Origin of the sequence: Janthinobacterium silvisoli, assembly GCF_014200725.1 — a bacterium.
Lineage (GTDB): Bacteria > Pseudomonadota > Gammaproteobacteria > Burkholderiales > Burkholderiaceae_D > Janthinobacterium.
The window spans coordinates 253,515-268,277 of record NZ_JACHCL010000001.1; the positions used below are offsets into that span (position 1 = coordinate 253,515).

The 14,763-nt window shown below is 60.0% G+C and carries 15 protein-coding genes; 3 read left to right on the forward strand and 12 right to left on the reverse strand.

What is annotated here, in order from left to right; genetic code table 11:
- Positions 1-34: 34 nt before the first annotated feature.
- The 6 genes from HDE75_RS01040 to HDE75_RS01065 form a co-directional block, all read right to left on the reverse strand.
- Complete coding sequence (locus tag HDE75_RS01040) at positions 35-1,249, reverse strand: hypothetical protein (RefSeq protein ID WP_183679170.1); 1,215 nt, start codon at positions 1,247-1,249, stop codon at positions 35-37.
- A 61-nt stretch (positions 1,250-1,310) separates the two neighbouring features.
- Positions 1,311-1,970 (reverse strand): glycoside hydrolase family 19 protein, encoded by a 660-nt coding sequence (locus tag HDE75_RS01045; RefSeq protein ID WP_183679172.1) that lies wholly within the window; start codon positions 1,968-1,970, stop codon positions 1,311-1,313.
- Between the two features lie 106 nt (positions 1,971-2,076).
- Positions 2,077-2,709 (reverse strand): DUF2589 domain-containing protein, encoded by a 633-nt coding sequence (locus HDE75_RS01050; protein ID WP_183679174.1) that lies wholly within the window; start codon positions 2,707-2,709, stop codon positions 2,077-2,079.
- Between the two features lie 158 nt (positions 2,710-2,867).
- Positions 2,868-3,431, reverse strand: coding sequence for a hypothetical protein (locus tag HDE75_RS01055; protein WP_183679176.1), 564 nt, complete (start codon positions 3,429-3,431; stop codon positions 2,868-2,870).
- Complete coding sequence (locus tag HDE75_RS01060) at positions 3,418-3,699, reverse strand: hypothetical protein (protein WP_183679178.1); 282 nt, start codon at positions 3,697-3,699, stop codon at positions 3,418-3,420. Before HDE75_RS01060 ends, HDE75_RS01055 begins: the two co-directional genes overlap by 14 nt.
- 44 nt (positions 3,700-3,743) lie before the next feature.
- A complete protein-coding gene (locus HDE75_RS01065; RefSeq protein ID WP_183679180.1) occupies positions 3,744-4,277 on the reverse strand; it encodes a DUF2589 domain-containing protein in 534 nt (177 codons plus the stop codon).
- 175 nt (positions 4,278-4,452) lie between these two features.
- On the opposite strand from HDE75_RS01065, the gene HDE75_RS01070 reads away from it, so the two are divergent.
- Positions 4,453-5,880, forward strand: a complete 1,428-nt coding sequence (locus tag HDE75_RS01070; protein ID WP_183679182.1) for a hypothetical protein — start codon at positions 4,453-4,455, stop codon at positions 5,878-5,880.
- Positions 5,881-5,947: 67 nt separating this feature from the next.
- Here the strand turns inward: HDE75_RS01070 and HDE75_RS01075 are convergent, their stop codons facing one another.
- The 6 genes from HDE75_RS01075 to HDE75_RS01100 all read right to left on the reverse strand — a co-directional run bounded on the left by HDE75_RS01075 (position 5,948) and on the right by HDE75_RS01100 (position 11,236).
- Positions 5,948-6,499 carry a hypothetical protein gene (locus HDE75_RS01075; RefSeq protein WP_183679184.1) on the reverse strand — a complete coding sequence of 184 codons (552 nt, stop codon included), beginning with the start codon at positions 6,497-6,499 and terminating at the stop codon, positions 5,948-5,950.
- A 23-nt stretch (positions 6,500-6,522) separates the two neighbouring features.
- Positions 6,523-7,578, reverse strand: a complete 1,056-nt coding sequence (locus HDE75_RS01080) for an extracellular catalytic domain type 2 short-chain-length polyhydroxyalkanoate depolymerase (RefSeq protein ID WP_221291727.1) — start codon at positions 7,576-7,578, stop codon at positions 6,523-6,525.
- A gap of 117 nt (positions 7,579-7,695) precedes the next feature.
- Positions 7,696-8,310, reverse strand: coding sequence for a helix-turn-helix domain-containing protein (locus tag HDE75_RS01085; RefSeq protein WP_183679186.1), 615 nt, complete (start codon positions 8,308-8,310; stop codon positions 7,696-7,698).
- A 257-nt stretch (positions 8,311-8,567) separates the two neighbouring features.
- Positions 8,568-9,539, reverse strand: a complete 972-nt coding sequence (locus tag HDE75_RS01090) for a threo-3-hydroxy-L-aspartate ammonia-lyase (protein ID WP_183679188.1) — start codon at positions 9,537-9,539, stop codon at positions 8,568-8,570.
- Between the two features lie 39 nt (positions 9,540-9,578).
- Positions 9,579-10,583: an ornithine cyclodeaminase family protein gene (locus HDE75_RS01095; RefSeq protein WP_183679190.1), complete on the reverse strand. Its 1,005-nt coding sequence runs from the start codon at positions 10,581-10,583 to the stop codon at positions 9,579-9,581.
- On the reverse strand, positions 10,580-11,236 hold the full coding sequence (locus tag HDE75_RS01100) for a helix-turn-helix transcriptional regulator (RefSeq protein WP_183679192.1): 657 nt from the start codon (positions 11,234-11,236) through the stop codon (positions 10,580-10,582). Before HDE75_RS01100 ends, HDE75_RS01095 begins: the two co-directional genes overlap by 4 nt.
- 128 nt (positions 11,237-11,364) lie before the next feature.
- On the opposite strand from HDE75_RS01100, the gene HDE75_RS01105 reads away from it, so the two are divergent.
- Both HDE75_RS01105 and HDE75_RS01110 read left to right on the forward strand, forming a co-directional pair.
- Positions 11,365-12,405, forward strand: a complete 1,041-nt coding sequence (locus HDE75_RS01105; protein WP_183679194.1) for an alpha/beta fold hydrolase — start codon at positions 11,365-11,367, stop codon at positions 12,403-12,405.
- A gap of 156 nt (positions 12,406-12,561) precedes the next feature.
- Positions 12,562-14,712 carry a TonB-dependent siderophore receptor gene (locus HDE75_RS01110; protein WP_183679196.1) on the forward strand — a complete coding sequence of 717 codons (2,151 nt, stop codon included), beginning with the start codon at positions 12,562-12,564 and terminating at the stop codon, positions 14,710-14,712.
- Positions 14,713-14,763 lie beyond the last annotated feature (51 nt).

Genomic DNA, 14,763 nt, shown 5'->3' on the forward strand with positions numbered 1-14,763 from the left:
TGCTGCGCCGCCCTCATGGCGGCGCAGCCCTTCCCTACAGGTCGCGCGCGGCCAGAAGACGCACCTGGCCAGCGCCCTTCACGCTACCGCCGCTATTCCACAACATATCTGCCGACACCAGGACCTGCGCCTGTCTCACCTGGGTGATGACGGCTGACAACCGGGTATCAACCAACGCCACGCCGCCATTGGCGTCTACCAGGCGGTTGGCAGGTAGCACGATAGCGCCATTGGTGCCATTCCACAGCTGCGTATGGCTGCCTGGGCTGCCGTCGATATTGCCCAATCCGTCACAATTAAAGGCATAGGAACGGGGCGTCGGCACGCCGGCCGGCTGCAGGCAGATGGACTCCGGCTTCAATCGCATGCCGCCCGATGGCACCAGTTGTATCCTGACGAACTGGCCAGCCGTACGCAGGCGCCCGTAGGCGTTGGCGCTACTGCCGCTAGCTATATGGTCCAGGCAGATTTCAATACCGAAATCGATAGGTTTCGTCTTGCTGTCGTTGATACCCGGAATACGGAAAACAGCGCCACCTTCAGGAACACCCAGCACATCGGCTGGCAGCACGGTGCTTGGGTCCAGTGGCAGCACCGTGCCCGCCACATGCTGTTTCACGGATGCATTCCAGTTCAAGAAATCGATACCCGATATGTAATGCTTGCGCGAGACATAGTTGTCACCACCATGCAGCAGGCCGCCGCGCTGTATCAGCGCGCTATTGTAAATTTCACCAGGCTTGCTGGTATCGATGACGAATTTACCGTTGCCCTGTTTTGCCGATGGGAATGACGCGCTCACTGCCGTGCCAAAGACAAATATCCAATCCTCATATTTCGCATCGCGCACCAGTGCACGCAAACCACCGAAGAGCCCAGGCCATGGGCCGCTGTACGGCGCAGGCAGATTGAATTCCGCCGGCGCCTTGCTTGCCCAGCCGTCGATCAGGTCGTGCAGATAGGCGCCGCCGGCCCCACGGTACAAAAACTCGGGCGCCATAAAGACCTTGAGCGTGCCGGGACTGCGGTCGCTGGACAGTTCCGCCTTGCTGATGGCGTCGGCCGTAAATGCCAGGCGCGCGTCGATATCCCAGCACTGGCCCAGCGCATCCGTACGCTTGTCCGGCGCCGGATCAAGCAGGCCGCTATACAAAGCCACATCGGGATTGCCCTTGGCAGCGCCAGGGATCACAAAAGGACCGGTATGAACTTCCCAGGAAATGAATTGCACTTTGCTGTAATTACTCATGTGATTGCCTCATCGAAAGGAAAATGACATATCAGGAGAACGCCGCGTGCGGCCATACCGTTCAGGGTGGCGTAGCCACACCGAGAATCTTGCGGATCCGGTCCCAATAGGCGTGGCGCTGCGGCAGGCCATTCAAGCCGCCATTGATGCGGCGCGTGATTTCACTGAACTGCTGGTCGCCATCGGCTTGCAAAGTGCCATCGGCCAGCTCGTTCAAGCCGTGCGTGCGCCAGAACCAGGCCGCCGACAAGGCCGCGCCAGCTGGCTGTTGCAGCAAGTCCGGATGACCGAGCGCATCACAGTCCATCGCCGCTGAAAAATGCGCATAGTTGTCGCGCCCCGTCAGCTGGATCAAGCCACGGCCCCGGTAAGCCCAGCCATCGCCGCTGGCCTCGTCGCCATTGCCCATGCGCAGTGCATACACCTTGTTGGCCAGCTTTTGCGGGTTGTGCGCATACTGCTCTGCGATGTCATCGCTGGGAAAACGCTGTGGCCAGACCTGGCGCAGTCGCTGCGCGCTGTAGCCGAGCGATTCCTGCAACTGGCGCAGTTCGGACGATTCCAGCAGGATTTGCGCCAGGAATGCGGATTGGCGCACGGCGGTATTGATGGAACAGGCCCGCATGCTGTCGTTGAGCGGCCCGACCCACAGCAGCGCCCGTGTATCGGCATCGGTCGTGGTGAGCATGGCAGCCAGTTCAGTGGTGCTAAGTTCATGCATATTTCTCCCCCTTCATGGAAATGGATTGCGCCGGACAGGCGCCTGAAACGCCGCATGGCGCTTTGGAAACGCCGTGCGGCTCGCGTGCTACGCCATCACAGCGGGATCAAGGATTCGGGGCTGGCGCCGGTGCCGGGGCTGGTGCAGCAATGCGTGGCTGGATCGACGTTTGCAGGATGTCGAGCACGCGTGCCAGGCCTTCCGGCATGCCGCCGTCTTCAGCCAGCACCTGCACGTGGTACTTGGCCGAATTGTCCGAACTGCGGGTGTTTTCCTTGTGCGTGGCGACCGAGCCTTCCAGATGAACCTTGACGCTGACCGGCCCCCAGCCCGCCTTGATGTCGGCCGAGAATTTGCCCGACTTGTCTTCCGTCTCTTTCGAGCTGAATGACGATTTCACTTCCATGTCGAAGGTGATGTCGACCTTGGTGATCGACAGGCTGGGCACTTTCACGATGGCCAGCAGCGGCACGTCGAGCGCCACCGACTGTTCAATCGTCTTGCTGGGGTCTGCCGGGTCGGCCACTGGACGCGTAAAGGCGAAATGCGCCAGGCGGGTGGCGCCAACGCCATTCTTGTCGTTCTCGGATGGCGGCAGGAAGCCGATGTATTTGATGAAATCGGCAGTGGCGTTTGCCAGTTTCACTTGTGCATCGCACGCTGCGGTCAAAGGACCGCCGATCAGGTCGCCCATCGGCAAGCCCTTGAATTGCGACGCCATGTCAATAATTTCAGCCATTATCTACTCCTTTAAAATAAAGCCCTTGCGGGCAATAGGATTCCACTCGGTGGATAAATACCGGCTATCGTTTTATTTACCAACCCGATGCCGGCATTTTTAGATTACGCCTGAAAATCAATAATCAAATGGCAGTTTCTGACCGCAACTCAGATAATTCATTTGCCGAAAAATGGCAATAATCTTTTGATTCTGTTTTTAAATGGCGCAGCGGCCAGCTGATGCTGGTGCGATTGCTTTAATTGCTGCTGCAATCCCGGCTCCAGCCTGATGATGCAATTGATTTTTCCCCGATAATCAGGCTTTTTTGCCGGCGCAATACTGATCTCGGCGCCTGCCGGGTGCGCCTGCACTGTCAGGGCCAGCAAAGGAGTCGCACGCAGCAGGCGCCGCCACCAGGAGGGGCGCCGCAAGACGAGCGCAGCTTCCAGCCGGCGTTCCCAGCCGAATTGGCGCTCGATGCAATAGCCGTACACGGTCACCGATAGCGATTCCAGGCACAGCGCGTACTGGCGCTTGAATTGTTCTGAGGGGATGAACCGGGGCGTGGCGGCAGCAGGATGCTGATCTGGCAGCACATAATGAAAAGGCGCGGCGGCTGGCGCCTGCCCGGCATGGATATTGTCGCGCAGCGCCGCATTGCTGGCCGCATAGCTGCACGCGATGGCGTCGCGCAGCGCTTCGGCCCGCTGCTGGGAAACGCCGCGCTCAGGTTTTACCATGATCGTCCAAAAACACCGGCTTGCGGTCAAAGCCAATGTTATAAACGGCATATTGCAATACAACCTGATGCTCGCCGATATTATACAAGCCAAAACTCTTTTCCACGTTTAATACATAACCACGCGGTGTCGATGCCAGGCACAGATTCACCAAATCCATGGCTTCCTGCACTTCCGTTTCTGTTTTCATGCTTTGCGGATTATCGTTACCAACGACCACGCGCTTGATAAAACGGATATTCGTCAAATGAAAATTATTGGTAGCCAAGACATGCTCCTGAAAATACAGCAATCAAATAAAAACCCACGCCATCAGGCGGCGTCGCCAGGGCGCCGTATCGCGACGGGACCTTGTGCCTTGACCACGTCGTTGACCAGCCGCGCCAGGCCTTCCGATTTTTCAGTGGCAACCAGCTTGAGCTTGATGTGCACCGCATTGCCGCTCTTGCTGGCCAGTCCGCCATTGCCGGGATTGACCATCAGTCCCGCCTTCTTTTCGGCTGGCGCCGCGCGGCCCAGCTGATCCATGATGCCATCGTGCACACCCTCGCGTTCATGGTCTTCGAAGGCGCCCAGTTCCACGTCGAGGTCGATCTCGGCCTCGCCAATGATCAGCGAGCTGTGCGGCACCAGTGAAATGACTGGCACCCGGTACTGGTAAAAAGCCTCGGCCTCTGCGCTGCTATGCGTGGCAGGCACTTCAACCTCGATCATGGAAGGCTGGTGCCGGTCATCAAAAAAGGACGCGATGTTGGCCAACTGCGCCTTTTCCACCATGTGCTGCGCATTCATGACCGAGCCGGCAATTGCCCGCACCATGTCTTCAAGACTCGTCAGGACAGCCATAGATTTCCCCTTATCTGGTTGATGTAACAGTTGAAAGTTGTAGCGATAAGGATAGTCCGGGCGCAGCCGCAGTCCCTGACCGATTCTGACCTGAGCCAGTGCGCCAGAGACGGTCAGCCAATGCCTGGAAGCACGCCCCTAGCATGGGACAGGACAACAACCGGGGAGGAAGGATATGAACAGGCAGGCAACAATACTGGCACTGGCATCGACGCTGGTGATGGAAACAGGCATCGGTTTGCGGCAGGCTTCGGCTGCCGGGCCGGTAGCGCAAGACATCTGCTCGGCACGCTTTCGCGGCACGCCGCAGCAGCAGGTTGAAGCGATGCGGCTGCCGCTGCAGATCGCCATCAACACGCTGGACAACGCCAGGATCGACCTGCCCTCGCCCAGCCTGGCCAGCGGCAATATCAATTACATCAGCATCAGTCCCAGCCTGGCCGAGCAGACGGACAAGATCTGCGTGGTCGGCTACTTCGAGCTATGGCGTAACAACCGCATCAGCACCCTGCCCTTGCTGGTCGACCATATCGCAAACATCAACGGCCCGAAGCAGGATGAGGCGGCGCGTCCTGCTGCCATCACGCACATCTACTTTCGCGCGCCCAAGATAGAAGAATTCGACAATGCCGGCGACTTGAAGGGTAGCTGGAATTTCTGGGACCGCCATCAGCAGCTGCGCCTGAGAATTGCCGCCTTCGACTATGAGAACGGCGAGCGGGGCCATGTCCATTTCGGGCGCGACATGAAATTATCCGTATCGAGCAAATTTTCCAGCATCGTCGCCGCCACGCTATTTGCGGCCGGATGCTATTTGCTGGCGGCCGCCGCGATACCGGCGCTGAGCAGCAAGGGAGCGCGGGCCACGGGCTGGCGCAAGCGCCTGCGCTATTTGCTGCCCTGGTACATCACGGGCTCGGGCGGCCACGCCAGCCTGTCGCAATTGCAGATGCTGTTGTTTACCTTGATCGTGGCCACCTTGCTGTTTTACCAGTGGCTACGCACGGGCTTGCTGCAAGAGCTGTCGACCGACCTGCTATACCTGATCGGCATTTCCACGGCCGGCACGGCGGGCAGCCAGATCACGACCTCGATCAAGAAAGAACTCAAACCGCAGCTGTACGCCTATGCGCAGCAACTGGGCTGGTTTACGGCCCCCTTGACGGACGCCCATACGCAAGCGAGCGCCGCCGAACTGTTGCAGACAGACAAACGTTTTGACATCTACAAATTCCAGATGCTGGTATTTACGGTGGTGATTGCCGCCTATGTAATTGCCAGCGGCGCCGATGCCTTGGGCAATATCCAGATCTCGGCTACCCTGCTGACCCTGATGGGCATGAGCCAGGGAGCCTATGTCGGCGGCCATGCGGCGTCTGATCAATTGAGCCCGCTGGAAGACCAGCTGACCGGCATGCGCGACCTGCAACAGCGCTACCAGGCGAGCACGGACATGCGCGTGAGCGAGGAACTGCGGCGCCGCTTCCAGTTGGCAGCGGCCCAGGCGGCCGTCATGTTCAGCCGCATTTTCCCGCGCACCTTGCCCGACTATATGCTGGAAATGCCGCTCGACGCGGCCCCCACGCCGCCAGCGCAGGCCTGAGGACGCGCATGCCGCGCACAAAAAAGGGAGAGCTTTGCTCTCCCTTTTTTGTGCGCGTTAGAAATACTTAGCCAGCTGCAGCCGGCTTGCCCTGCGCCATCTCGTCAAGCGCCTTGTGGGTCAGGATGCCCGATGCGGCTTGCGCCGAGTTCAGCAAGGACACGGTTTCTTCCGCGCCGCTACGCAGCACGCCCCCCACATCGCTCAGGAATCCCGCCACCACCATGGAAACTTCATCCTTCGTCTGCGTTTCCTGCAAATCATTGAGGCAAGCCTGCGCCCTTTGCGCAAACGCCTTGATGGTGCCATTGCTTTGCGCCGCCAGGTCGCTGGACAGCTGGGTCTGCAAATCCATCAAGGTCAGCACGGTGTCCGAGGTCAGCCGTACGTCGAACGCGGACAGCTGGGTGCGGAACAGCGCTGTATAAGCATCGGACTGGGCCTCGCTCCATTGCTTGCTCAACTCCAGCGTTTTCTTGACCAGCTGCGCCAGCTGGGCGGGGCCGGCCGTTGCGCCAGCCTCGCGCAGGCTGGCGTCGCCCGCCGAAGCGAGCTGTTTATACATGTCCAGCGAAGAATTACCGAAAGACAGCCATTGCGTCAGTAAATTAAATGCCATGATGGTTTTCCATTTCAACAAAGTTAACGAGCGGCAGCGGCAGCGCGCGGCTGGCCCAGGCGGTTCAGCATGGCCATGACGGCCCTCATCTGCGGTGCGCTGTGCATCTGGAAGTCCGGATGCCGCTGATCCTCGCTGGAATAACCCCAGAAATCCCAGCAGCCCTTGGGGTTATAAGGGATGCCATTAGATGGCCGGGCCTGCGGATACAGGATGATCATGCGGTTTGTTTCCGCATACTCGTTGTAGCCGGTGCCCATGTAAAAGCGCTCGCCGATCTGCGAAGCGCCTTGCTGGCAGCCATGGAATGCCACGTGGACTACGCAGGCATTTTTCTGGCAATCGCGCGGAACATAGGCATAGGCAGTGTCATCCATGCTGCTGCGGCTGCCATTGATGAACTCGCGCTGGTCGAAGCGGACGATGGAACCCGTCAACGGAGCTTTACTCGCCGGCCGGCTACGCTCTCCGTACAGATGGGCCAGCAATTCTACAGACTGCGAAAAACCGCAATTATTGATATAGGGGGCATGTGTAGCGGCGCAGGACACGTCTTGCGGGCGGTCCGTAATAATCGCGTGGCCGGCATTGTTTTTCCGGTACTGGATGGCCGACGCTGGCGCGCCGGCCCGGTGGTAATACTCTTCCACCTGGTCAACCACGATCGTCTTGACCGTCGTATCGCTGGATCCGCTGAAAATATACACGCGCTGGCGTGCCAGATCGGCGACCGGATCGATCTTGCCCGCCTGCGCATAACGCTTCGCATTATCCCAGGAAACATCCGCCTTCGGACCAACACTGGCACCCAGTGGCGACATGCAAGTCGTCATGGCGTTTTGCAGCAAGGAATGGCTGGGATAGGTGGAGGCGCAGTCATATGGACCTGCGGCAATCACGCCCACGCCACGGAACTGGGAAGAATAAGCAGTGGCCAGTTGCGCGGCCATGAAACCGCCTGAAGAAATGCCGGAAACGGAAGTCTGGCTCAGGTCGGCGCCATAGCCTTGCAATGCCGGCGTAGCAGCCTGCGCCGCCAAGGGCATGGCCACCAGCACAGTTACAGGGATCAACATCATTAATTTCATTCTCATCATCACCTCTCAATAAACGTCATATTCAATAAAAGGAATTGCTTTTTTATTATAAGTCGCATTCCCAATAGAAAAATGACGCTTTATGACAGGTTTTCCTGCCTATGGATCAATAATGAGTATGTGTCCAAAAGAAAAACCGCGTACCCGCTCGGTATTGAGCGGCAATTTAACGCCGACACTTAATTCCACTTTTTTGCGTAAGCGCCTTAACATGGTGTCGATGCGGTTCTGGTCGTACGAGAGATAATCCTCGCCAAACGCCTGCACGATCTGTTTGCGTGAAATGGCTTCATTTACTTCCACCAAGGCAAAATTTTTGATGAATTTGAATTCAAGGCTGGTTAATTCAACGATGCGGCGATTCGGCGCCTCAAGGCAGCGGCTGCCCATGCTCAGGCGCCAGCCAGGCATCAGCTGGCGTGCCAGGTTTGAAATAAAGGTCAGCAGGTTCGGCTGGCATTGGAATGCGCCGGCGTTGACGTCAGATGCCCTGGCATTAAATATGCGGATATCCCTTGAATCATTTGAACATGGCAGTGTGACAGCCATTCCCTTAGAAATTCCTGCGTCTGATGGCAATAAGTTTCCAAGGGGACGATTCAAATACGATGCCAAATCCGGCACTTCCTCGACTTGATAGCCTGCGCTCTGAAATAGCCTGGCCAATTCATGACTGCGTTCAGTATCGGCCCCCAATAAAAGTAGATCTATCATTCCGTTTATCTCTTCTTTGTTACTGAAGAGTAAACAGTAAGGTAAAGTCTATCGCATAATCTGACATAAACTGACGCGATTAACAGTGCGCCAAAACAAGACATGGGCGACAGTTAGCCCGCCTTGTTCATGGAGATTTTTTGATGACAGGACAAGGAGGAAAACAGGAAGAACGACGGGAGTTCAGGCCGGAGCCTGATAGCACAGGCCGCTCCGGCCAGGGGAGCGGCCTGCGTGACAGGGTATAAATTTTTACATCACGCTGCGGCCAGCAACTCGCAAAAACGCTGCATGTCGACGTTGCCGCCGCTGATGATGATGCCCACGCGCTTGCCGCGCAGTTGTTCCTTCATTTGCAGCGCCGCCGCAAAACCCAGGCAGCCAGTCGGCTCGATCACCAGCTTCATGCGCGAGGCGGCAAAGCCCATGCGCTCGACCAGTTGCGCGTCGCTCACCGTCAGCACATCGTCCACATCGCGCTGGATAATGGCGAAGGTGTAATTGCCCAGGTGCTGGGTCTGCGCGCCATCGGCGATGGTTTTCGGCGTATCGATGTGCACGATCTGGCCCGAACGGAACGATTGCTGGCCGTCGTTGCCCGCTTCCGGCTCCACGCCATACAGCTTGCAGTCGGGCGCCAGCGCGCGCGTGGCCAGGGCCGAGCCGGACAACAAGCCGCCGCCACCCAGGCAGACGAACAGCACGTCCAGCGGCCCCACTTCTTCAAACAATTCCTTGGCCGCCGTGCCTTGGCCGGCGATCACGTCCGGGTGGTCATACGGTGGAATCAGGGTCATGCCCTGCTTTTCGGCCAGCTCACGGCCGATCTGTTCGCGGTCTTGCGTGTAGCGGTCGTACAGCACCACATTGCCGCCGTAACCGCGCGTGGCAGCGATTTTCGCGGCCGGTGCATCTTCCGGCATGATGATGGTGGCCGGAATGCCCAGCAATTGCGCCGACAGCGCAATTGCCTGCGCGTGATTGCCCGACGAGAAGGCCACCACGCCGGCGCGGCGCTGCTGCTCGTCAAACTGGGATAAGGCGTTAAACGCGCCACGGAATTTAAAGGCGCCCATGCGCTGCAGGTTTTCGCACTTGAAGAACACTTCAGCGCCGCATTCCTCGTTCACGGTGCGCGAAGTGATGACGGGCGTCTTGTGCGCATGGCCGGCGATGCGTTCGGCAGCGGCGACGACATCGGCATAAGTAGGGAGAGTCAGGGTCTGCATGGGGTCTCGCTTTTCAATAAAAATAATCGGAAGCTGGCCTTACCAGGGCCAGGAAATATCGATGCCGCTGCCAGTTCCGCCATCGGCGGCCAGCGCCTGCCGGTGGATCAGACGGGCGACCGTCAAATCTTGCAGCGCCAGGCCGGTCAAGTCCAGCACCGTGATGTCATCTGCTGCGCGCTGCCATGGCTGCCGGCCATCGAGTACATCGCCCAGTGTCAAGCATGGCAATTCGGGCGCCCATTGCAGCTCGCCGATCTGACGCGCCTGGGTCGTGTCGTCCACCACCAGGCGTGAGCGCTCCAGCAAACCTGCCGGCAGTTCGCGCTTGCCGCGCGTATCGGCGCCCACGCAATTGATATGGGTGCCCGGCTGCACGGCGCTGGCTGAAAACAGGGGGACACGCGCCGGCGTGGCCGTGATGACCACGTCGCTGTGAGCCACGGCGTCATCGGCATCCACCGCACATGCGATCGCGATGTGGCCGGCAAACACCGCCTCGAACACCGGATTGGGCTGGCGCGAGGCACTGACGTAGCGTATTTGCCGCAGCTGTGGCAGCACGCTCAGCGCGTATTCCACCTGCACCCGCGCTTGCACGCCGGTGCCGAATACGCACAAGGTTGCACTGTCCGGGCGCGCCAGCAGCTGCAAGCCCAGCGCGCCTGCGGCGCCCGTGCGGGCGGTAGTGATCGCATTGCCGTCGATGATGCAGACGGGCCGCCCGCTGGCCGGGTCCAGCAGCATGATGGTGGCCTGGTGCGGTTCGGCGCCCAGCGCGCGGTTGCCGGGCCAGAAGCCGGCTGCCTTGAAACCCAGCACATTTTCGGCCGGGATATCGCCCGCCTTGATGCCGAAAGTGCCGCCCGTGGCCAGCGTTTCGCGGATCACGGGAAAAATGCGGCCCTGCTCACGGCTATGCAGCACAAAAGCCTCGCGCACGGCGTCCAGCACGGCGTCCGGCTGCAAATGGGTGGTCACGGCGGCGGCGTTCAGCAGCAGCAAACGGGCAGCGTGGGTATCAGTCTGATTGGATGTGGTCATGATTTGGCGTAGGTATAGACGGCGGCGCGCGACACGCCCAGATGTTCGGCGATGATTTCCATGGCCCGGCGCACATCGAGTAAACCCGCCTCGCGCAATTCGGCCAGCAGCGCCTTGCGGGCCGGCGTTTTCAGGGTGCGCGGCGTGGTCGCCAGGCGGGCGGCAAACTGGTCGATCCGCGCGCGCAAGGCCTCGGCGCCGGCCGGATCCAGCGTTTCACGGGGCGCGTTGTCGCTGTCGATGGCGACAAACTGGCCGATAGCGCTTTGAAAACCCTGGAACAGGGTCAGGTCCACATTCATGCACAGCGCGGCGATGTAGTTACCGTCGCCATCCTTGATGCCGATCGAGGTGCTCTTGGCCTGCCGGCCATCGGCAAACTTGTTGGGATAGTTCGCCACCACCTGCGGAAAAGCCGGGTCGAGGATACGCGCCAGCCCCAGCTCGGTGGTCGGCTGCCCCACTTCGCGGCCCGACAGATTGTTATGGATGGCCAGCACCGAATGCTGGGGTTCGAGCAAATCATGCACGACCACTTCGCAAAATGGCGCAAACGTCTTCGCCAGGCCCTCGGCCACCTGCTTGATCTGCTCCAGCAGCAGCGCCTGTTCGGTGCTGCGCACGGGGGCGGTATCGACTTTTGATTTTTTCATTCAGATAGTTTATCCAACCCTGGAAAAAATGTCAAAGCACCGCCTTCATGCGCTCTTCATTTGGACCTCATGCCCCCTTCATGCCTGCTGCCGATACTGATCTTTTTCCCTGACTAATGGAGTCCTACATGAACAAGCATGGCGACACCCGCCGGCGTTTGATATTGAGCATGGGCGCGCTGGCAGCGTTGACTGCCTGTGGCGGCCAGCCAGGCACACCTTCCGTAATCGACCGCCAGATTACCGTGGGCGCTGGCGTCACCTTGCATGTGCGCGACTGGACTTCTGGCAAGGGCGGCAATAACGATGTGATCGTGCTGCTGGCCGGCCTGGGCGGCAATGCGCATGCCTTCGACAGCCTGGCGCCCGCATTGGCGCGCCGCCACCGGGTGCTGGCCATCACGCGGCGCGGCTACGGGCAGTCGAGCAAGCCCGCCCCCATCGACGCCAACACCTATGCCCCCGCCACTTTAGTAGCCGATTTGCTGGCCGTGCTCGACACTTTGAAAATCCAGCGCATCCTCCTGGCCGGCCATTCCATCGCCGGCAACGAAGTCACCTTGTTCGCGGGCAGCCACCCTCAGCGTGTGCGTGGTGTGGTATACCTCGACACCACCTACGATTACTCGCACGATATCGTCTGGACGGGAGAAGAAATACCGGACAATCCCGTCATGGATGCGCCTGAACCGCAAGCGGCGGACCTGGCGTCGCTGGGCGCCTCGCTCGCCTACGCCAAACGCATCCACAAGCAATGGTGGCCAGCCATGGAGGCGTACTGGCGCGACACGCTTGATATCCTGCCCGGCGACAGCGTGCGGCCCAATACGCCGCTGGCAGTCGCGGCGGCCATGTCCGAAGGCGCCAGGACGCTGTCGCCCGACTACCGCGCCGTGCGTGCGCCGGCGCTGGTGATCGTCGCGCAACCGTCCACCCTGGCCGACATGATGCCCTGGATTACACATCTGACAGACCCGCGCGACCTTGCCGACGCGCGCGCCTGGCTCAGGATCTATCCGCAAATGCACGGCCCGGACTGCCAGCGCATCGCCGCCGCCCTCCCCGGCAGCACTTTGCTGACCATCAATAACGCGTCGCACAGCGATTTCTTCATCGAATACGAAACGGCCGTCGTGAACGCTTTCGAGGCCATGCGTTGGGAAAAGTAGACGCTTTGCAGGTACCGGGATGACAGATCGCCATTGCCGATTGCATAAATAATAGTCGCTCATTAAAATTGAGAATGATTTCTATTCTCAATTAAAAACTACTATCACATGTCCACCTCTTCCAGTCCATTACCTTTTCCTCCACGCCGCAGCGCCATGGCCATCCATCTGGCGCTGGCCAGCCTGCTGGCCGCCGGCAGCGTCCAGGCACAGACCAATCCCACTGCCGCCGACCCGCAAACCATGGCACCCATCGTCGTCACGGCTGGCGCGCAAAACAGCACCGAGGGCAGCGGCTCCTACACCAGCAGCGCCAGCACCGCTGCCACGGGCTTGAACCTGTCGCTGCGCGATACGCCGCAATCGGTGTCGCTGATCACGCGCGAACGCCTGGACGACCAGGCCCTGCGCTCGGTGTTCGACGTGGCCAATAGCGCGCCAGGCGTGTCGGCCAAGGAAATCGACAGCGTGCGCGGCTACTTTTCAGCGCGCGGCTTCAAGATCGACAAGCTGCAAATCGATGGCGTGCCCATGCCCGGCAACGACGCGGGCGAAGCCAAGGCCGACACGGCCATCTATGACCGGGTTGAAATCGTGCGCGGCGCCACCGGCCTGATGAACGGCACGGGCAGCCCCTCGGCCTCGATCAACCTGATACGCAAGCATGCGGACAGCAAAACCTTCACCGGTTCGGCCAGCCTGGGGCTGGGCTCCTGGGGTCGCCACGACGGCGTGCTTGACCTCAGTTCACCGTTGAACCACGATGGCTCCGTGCGCGGCCGCGTGGTGGTCAGCGCCGAAGAACACGATAGCTTCATCCGCCTGGAGCGGGGTAACTCGGCGCTGTTCTACGCCGTGGTCGATGCAGACCTCGATGCAGCCACGCGTTTGAGCGTGGGCGCCAGCGAGCAGCGCGACCGCCATCGCGGCAACCAGTGGTCCGGCCTGCCCATCTTTTATACGGACGGTGGCCTGACCCACTGGGACCGCTCGGCCACCACGGCCGCCGACTGGAACCGCTGGGACACGCAGCAGCGCAGCGTGTTTGCCACCCTGGAACACCGGCTGGCCAACGGCTGGAAATGGCAAGCGACTGCCACCCGGCGCAGCAATACGGGTGACCAGTACCTGAACTGGATCAGCGGCAGCCTGGACCGCAACACGGGCCAGGGCCTGGACGCCTTTTTGATCGGCTATGGCGCCGACCAGCACCAGACCGACGTCAACCTGACAGCCGTGGGGCCATACACCCTGTTCGGCCGCCAGCACGAACTGGCCATGGGCCTGCTGCATGGCGAATACACCATGCGCTGGCTGTCGAGCAATGCCAGTTTTACGCCGCCCATCGGCGACTTCCGCGCATGGACCGGCGCGTATCCCGAGCCGGCCTGGGACCCACAGCAAGTGGGCAGCAGCACCCACACAAAGCAGACCAGCGCCTATGGCGTGACCCGGCTGCAACTGACAGACATGCTCAAACTGATCGCCGGCGCCCGCGTCACCAACTGGCGCCGCGACGGCGACCAATCCCTGTGGACCGACGTCGCCTACTCGCAGCGCCACCAGGGCGTCGTCACGCCATATGCGGGCCTGGTGTGGGACCTGGGTCCGCAAACCTCGCTGTACGCCAGCTATACCGATACCTTCGATCCGCAGGATTACCGCGACCGGCGCGGCGTCTACGTGGAACCATTGAAGGGCAAGAGCGCGGAAGCCGGCGTCAAGGGAGAACTATTGGATGGCAAAGCCAATGCCTCCTTCGCCGTATTCCACATCAAGCAGGACAACTTCGCCATCGCCGACGGCACCACCTTCGTGCCCAACACCCGCGAGCAAGCCTACATCACGATAGACGGCGCGACCACCAAAGGCTATGAAATGGAAGTGAGCGGCGACCTGGCGCCAGGCTGGAACGCCAGCATCAGCTGGACGCAATTTACCACCACGGACGCCAGCGGCAAGGACATCAATACCATGTATCCGCACAAGCTGTTCAAGCTGTACACCAAATACCGCCTGCCCGGCGCCTGGCAAAAACTCGCCATCGGCGGCGGCGTCAACTGGGAAGGCCGCAGCTACACCAGCGTGACCAATCCTGGCACCGGCAACCAAGTTGACGTGGGCCAAAACGCCTATGCCGTGGCCAGCCTGATGGCCCGCTACGACATCAGCCACCAGCTGTCGCTGCAAGTGAACGTGAACAACCTGTTCGACAAGCGTTATTACGCCAACCAGCTCGACGTGTTCAACAACATCACGTTTGGGGCGCCGAGGAATGTGCTGGGAACGGTGAGGTATACCTTCTGACGCCTAGCGGCAGAGCATGACGGGGAAAGGCAGCGAGAGGTTGTAGCCACC

Coding starts and splice junctions, on each gene's coding strand:
- HDE75_RS01055 (WP_183679176.1), bottom strand. CDS start 3,431: ATGGTAAAACCTGAGCGCGGCGTTTCCCAGCAGCGGGCCGAAGCGCTG.
- HDE75_RS01090 (WP_183679188.1), bottom strand. CDS start 9,539: ATGCAGACCCTGACTCTCCCTACTTATGCCGATGTCGTCGCCGCTGCC.
- HDE75_RS01075 (WP_183679184.1), bottom strand. CDS start 6,499: ATGGCATTTAATTTACTGACGCAATGGCTGTCTTTCGGTAATTCTTCG.
- HDE75_RS01110 (WP_183679196.1), top strand. CDS start 12,562: ATGGCCATCCATCTGGCGCTGGCCAGCCTGCTGGCCGCCGGCAGCGTC.
- HDE75_RS01070 (WP_183679182.1), top strand. CDS start 4,453: ATGAACAGGCAGGCAACAATACTGGCACTGGCATCGACGCTGGTGATG.
- HDE75_RS01050 (WP_183679174.1), bottom strand. CDS start 2,709: ATGGCTGAAATTATTGACATGGCGTCGCAATTCAAGGGCTTGCCGATG.
- HDE75_RS01100 (WP_183679192.1), bottom strand. CDS start 11,236: ATGAAAAAATCAAAAGTCGATACCGCCCCCGTGCGCAGCACCGAACAG.
- HDE75_RS01065 (WP_183679180.1), bottom strand. CDS start 4,277: ATGGCTGTCCTGACGAGTCTTGAAGACATGGTGCGGGCAATTGCCGGC.
- HDE75_RS01085 (WP_183679186.1), bottom strand. CDS start 8,310: ATGATAGATCTACTTTTATTGGGGGCCGATACTGAACGCAGTCATGAA.
- HDE75_RS01095 (WP_183679190.1), bottom strand. CDS start 10,583: ATGACCACATCCAATCAGACTGATACCCACGCTGCCCGTTTGCTGCTG.
- HDE75_RS01040 (WP_183679170.1), bottom strand. CDS start 1,249: ATGAGTAATTACAGCAAAGTGCAATTCATTTCCTGGGAAGTTCATACC.
- HDE75_RS01105 (WP_183679194.1), top strand. CDS start 11,365: ATGAACAAGCATGGCGACACCCGCCGGCGTTTGATATTGAGCATGGGC.
- HDE75_RS01080 (WP_221291727.1), bottom strand. CDS start 7,578: ATGATGTTGATCCCTGTAACTGTGCTGGTGGCCATGCCCTTGGCGGCG.
- HDE75_RS01045 (WP_183679172.1), bottom strand. CDS start 1,970: ATGCATGAACTTAGCACCACTGAACTGGCTGCCATGCTCACCACGACC.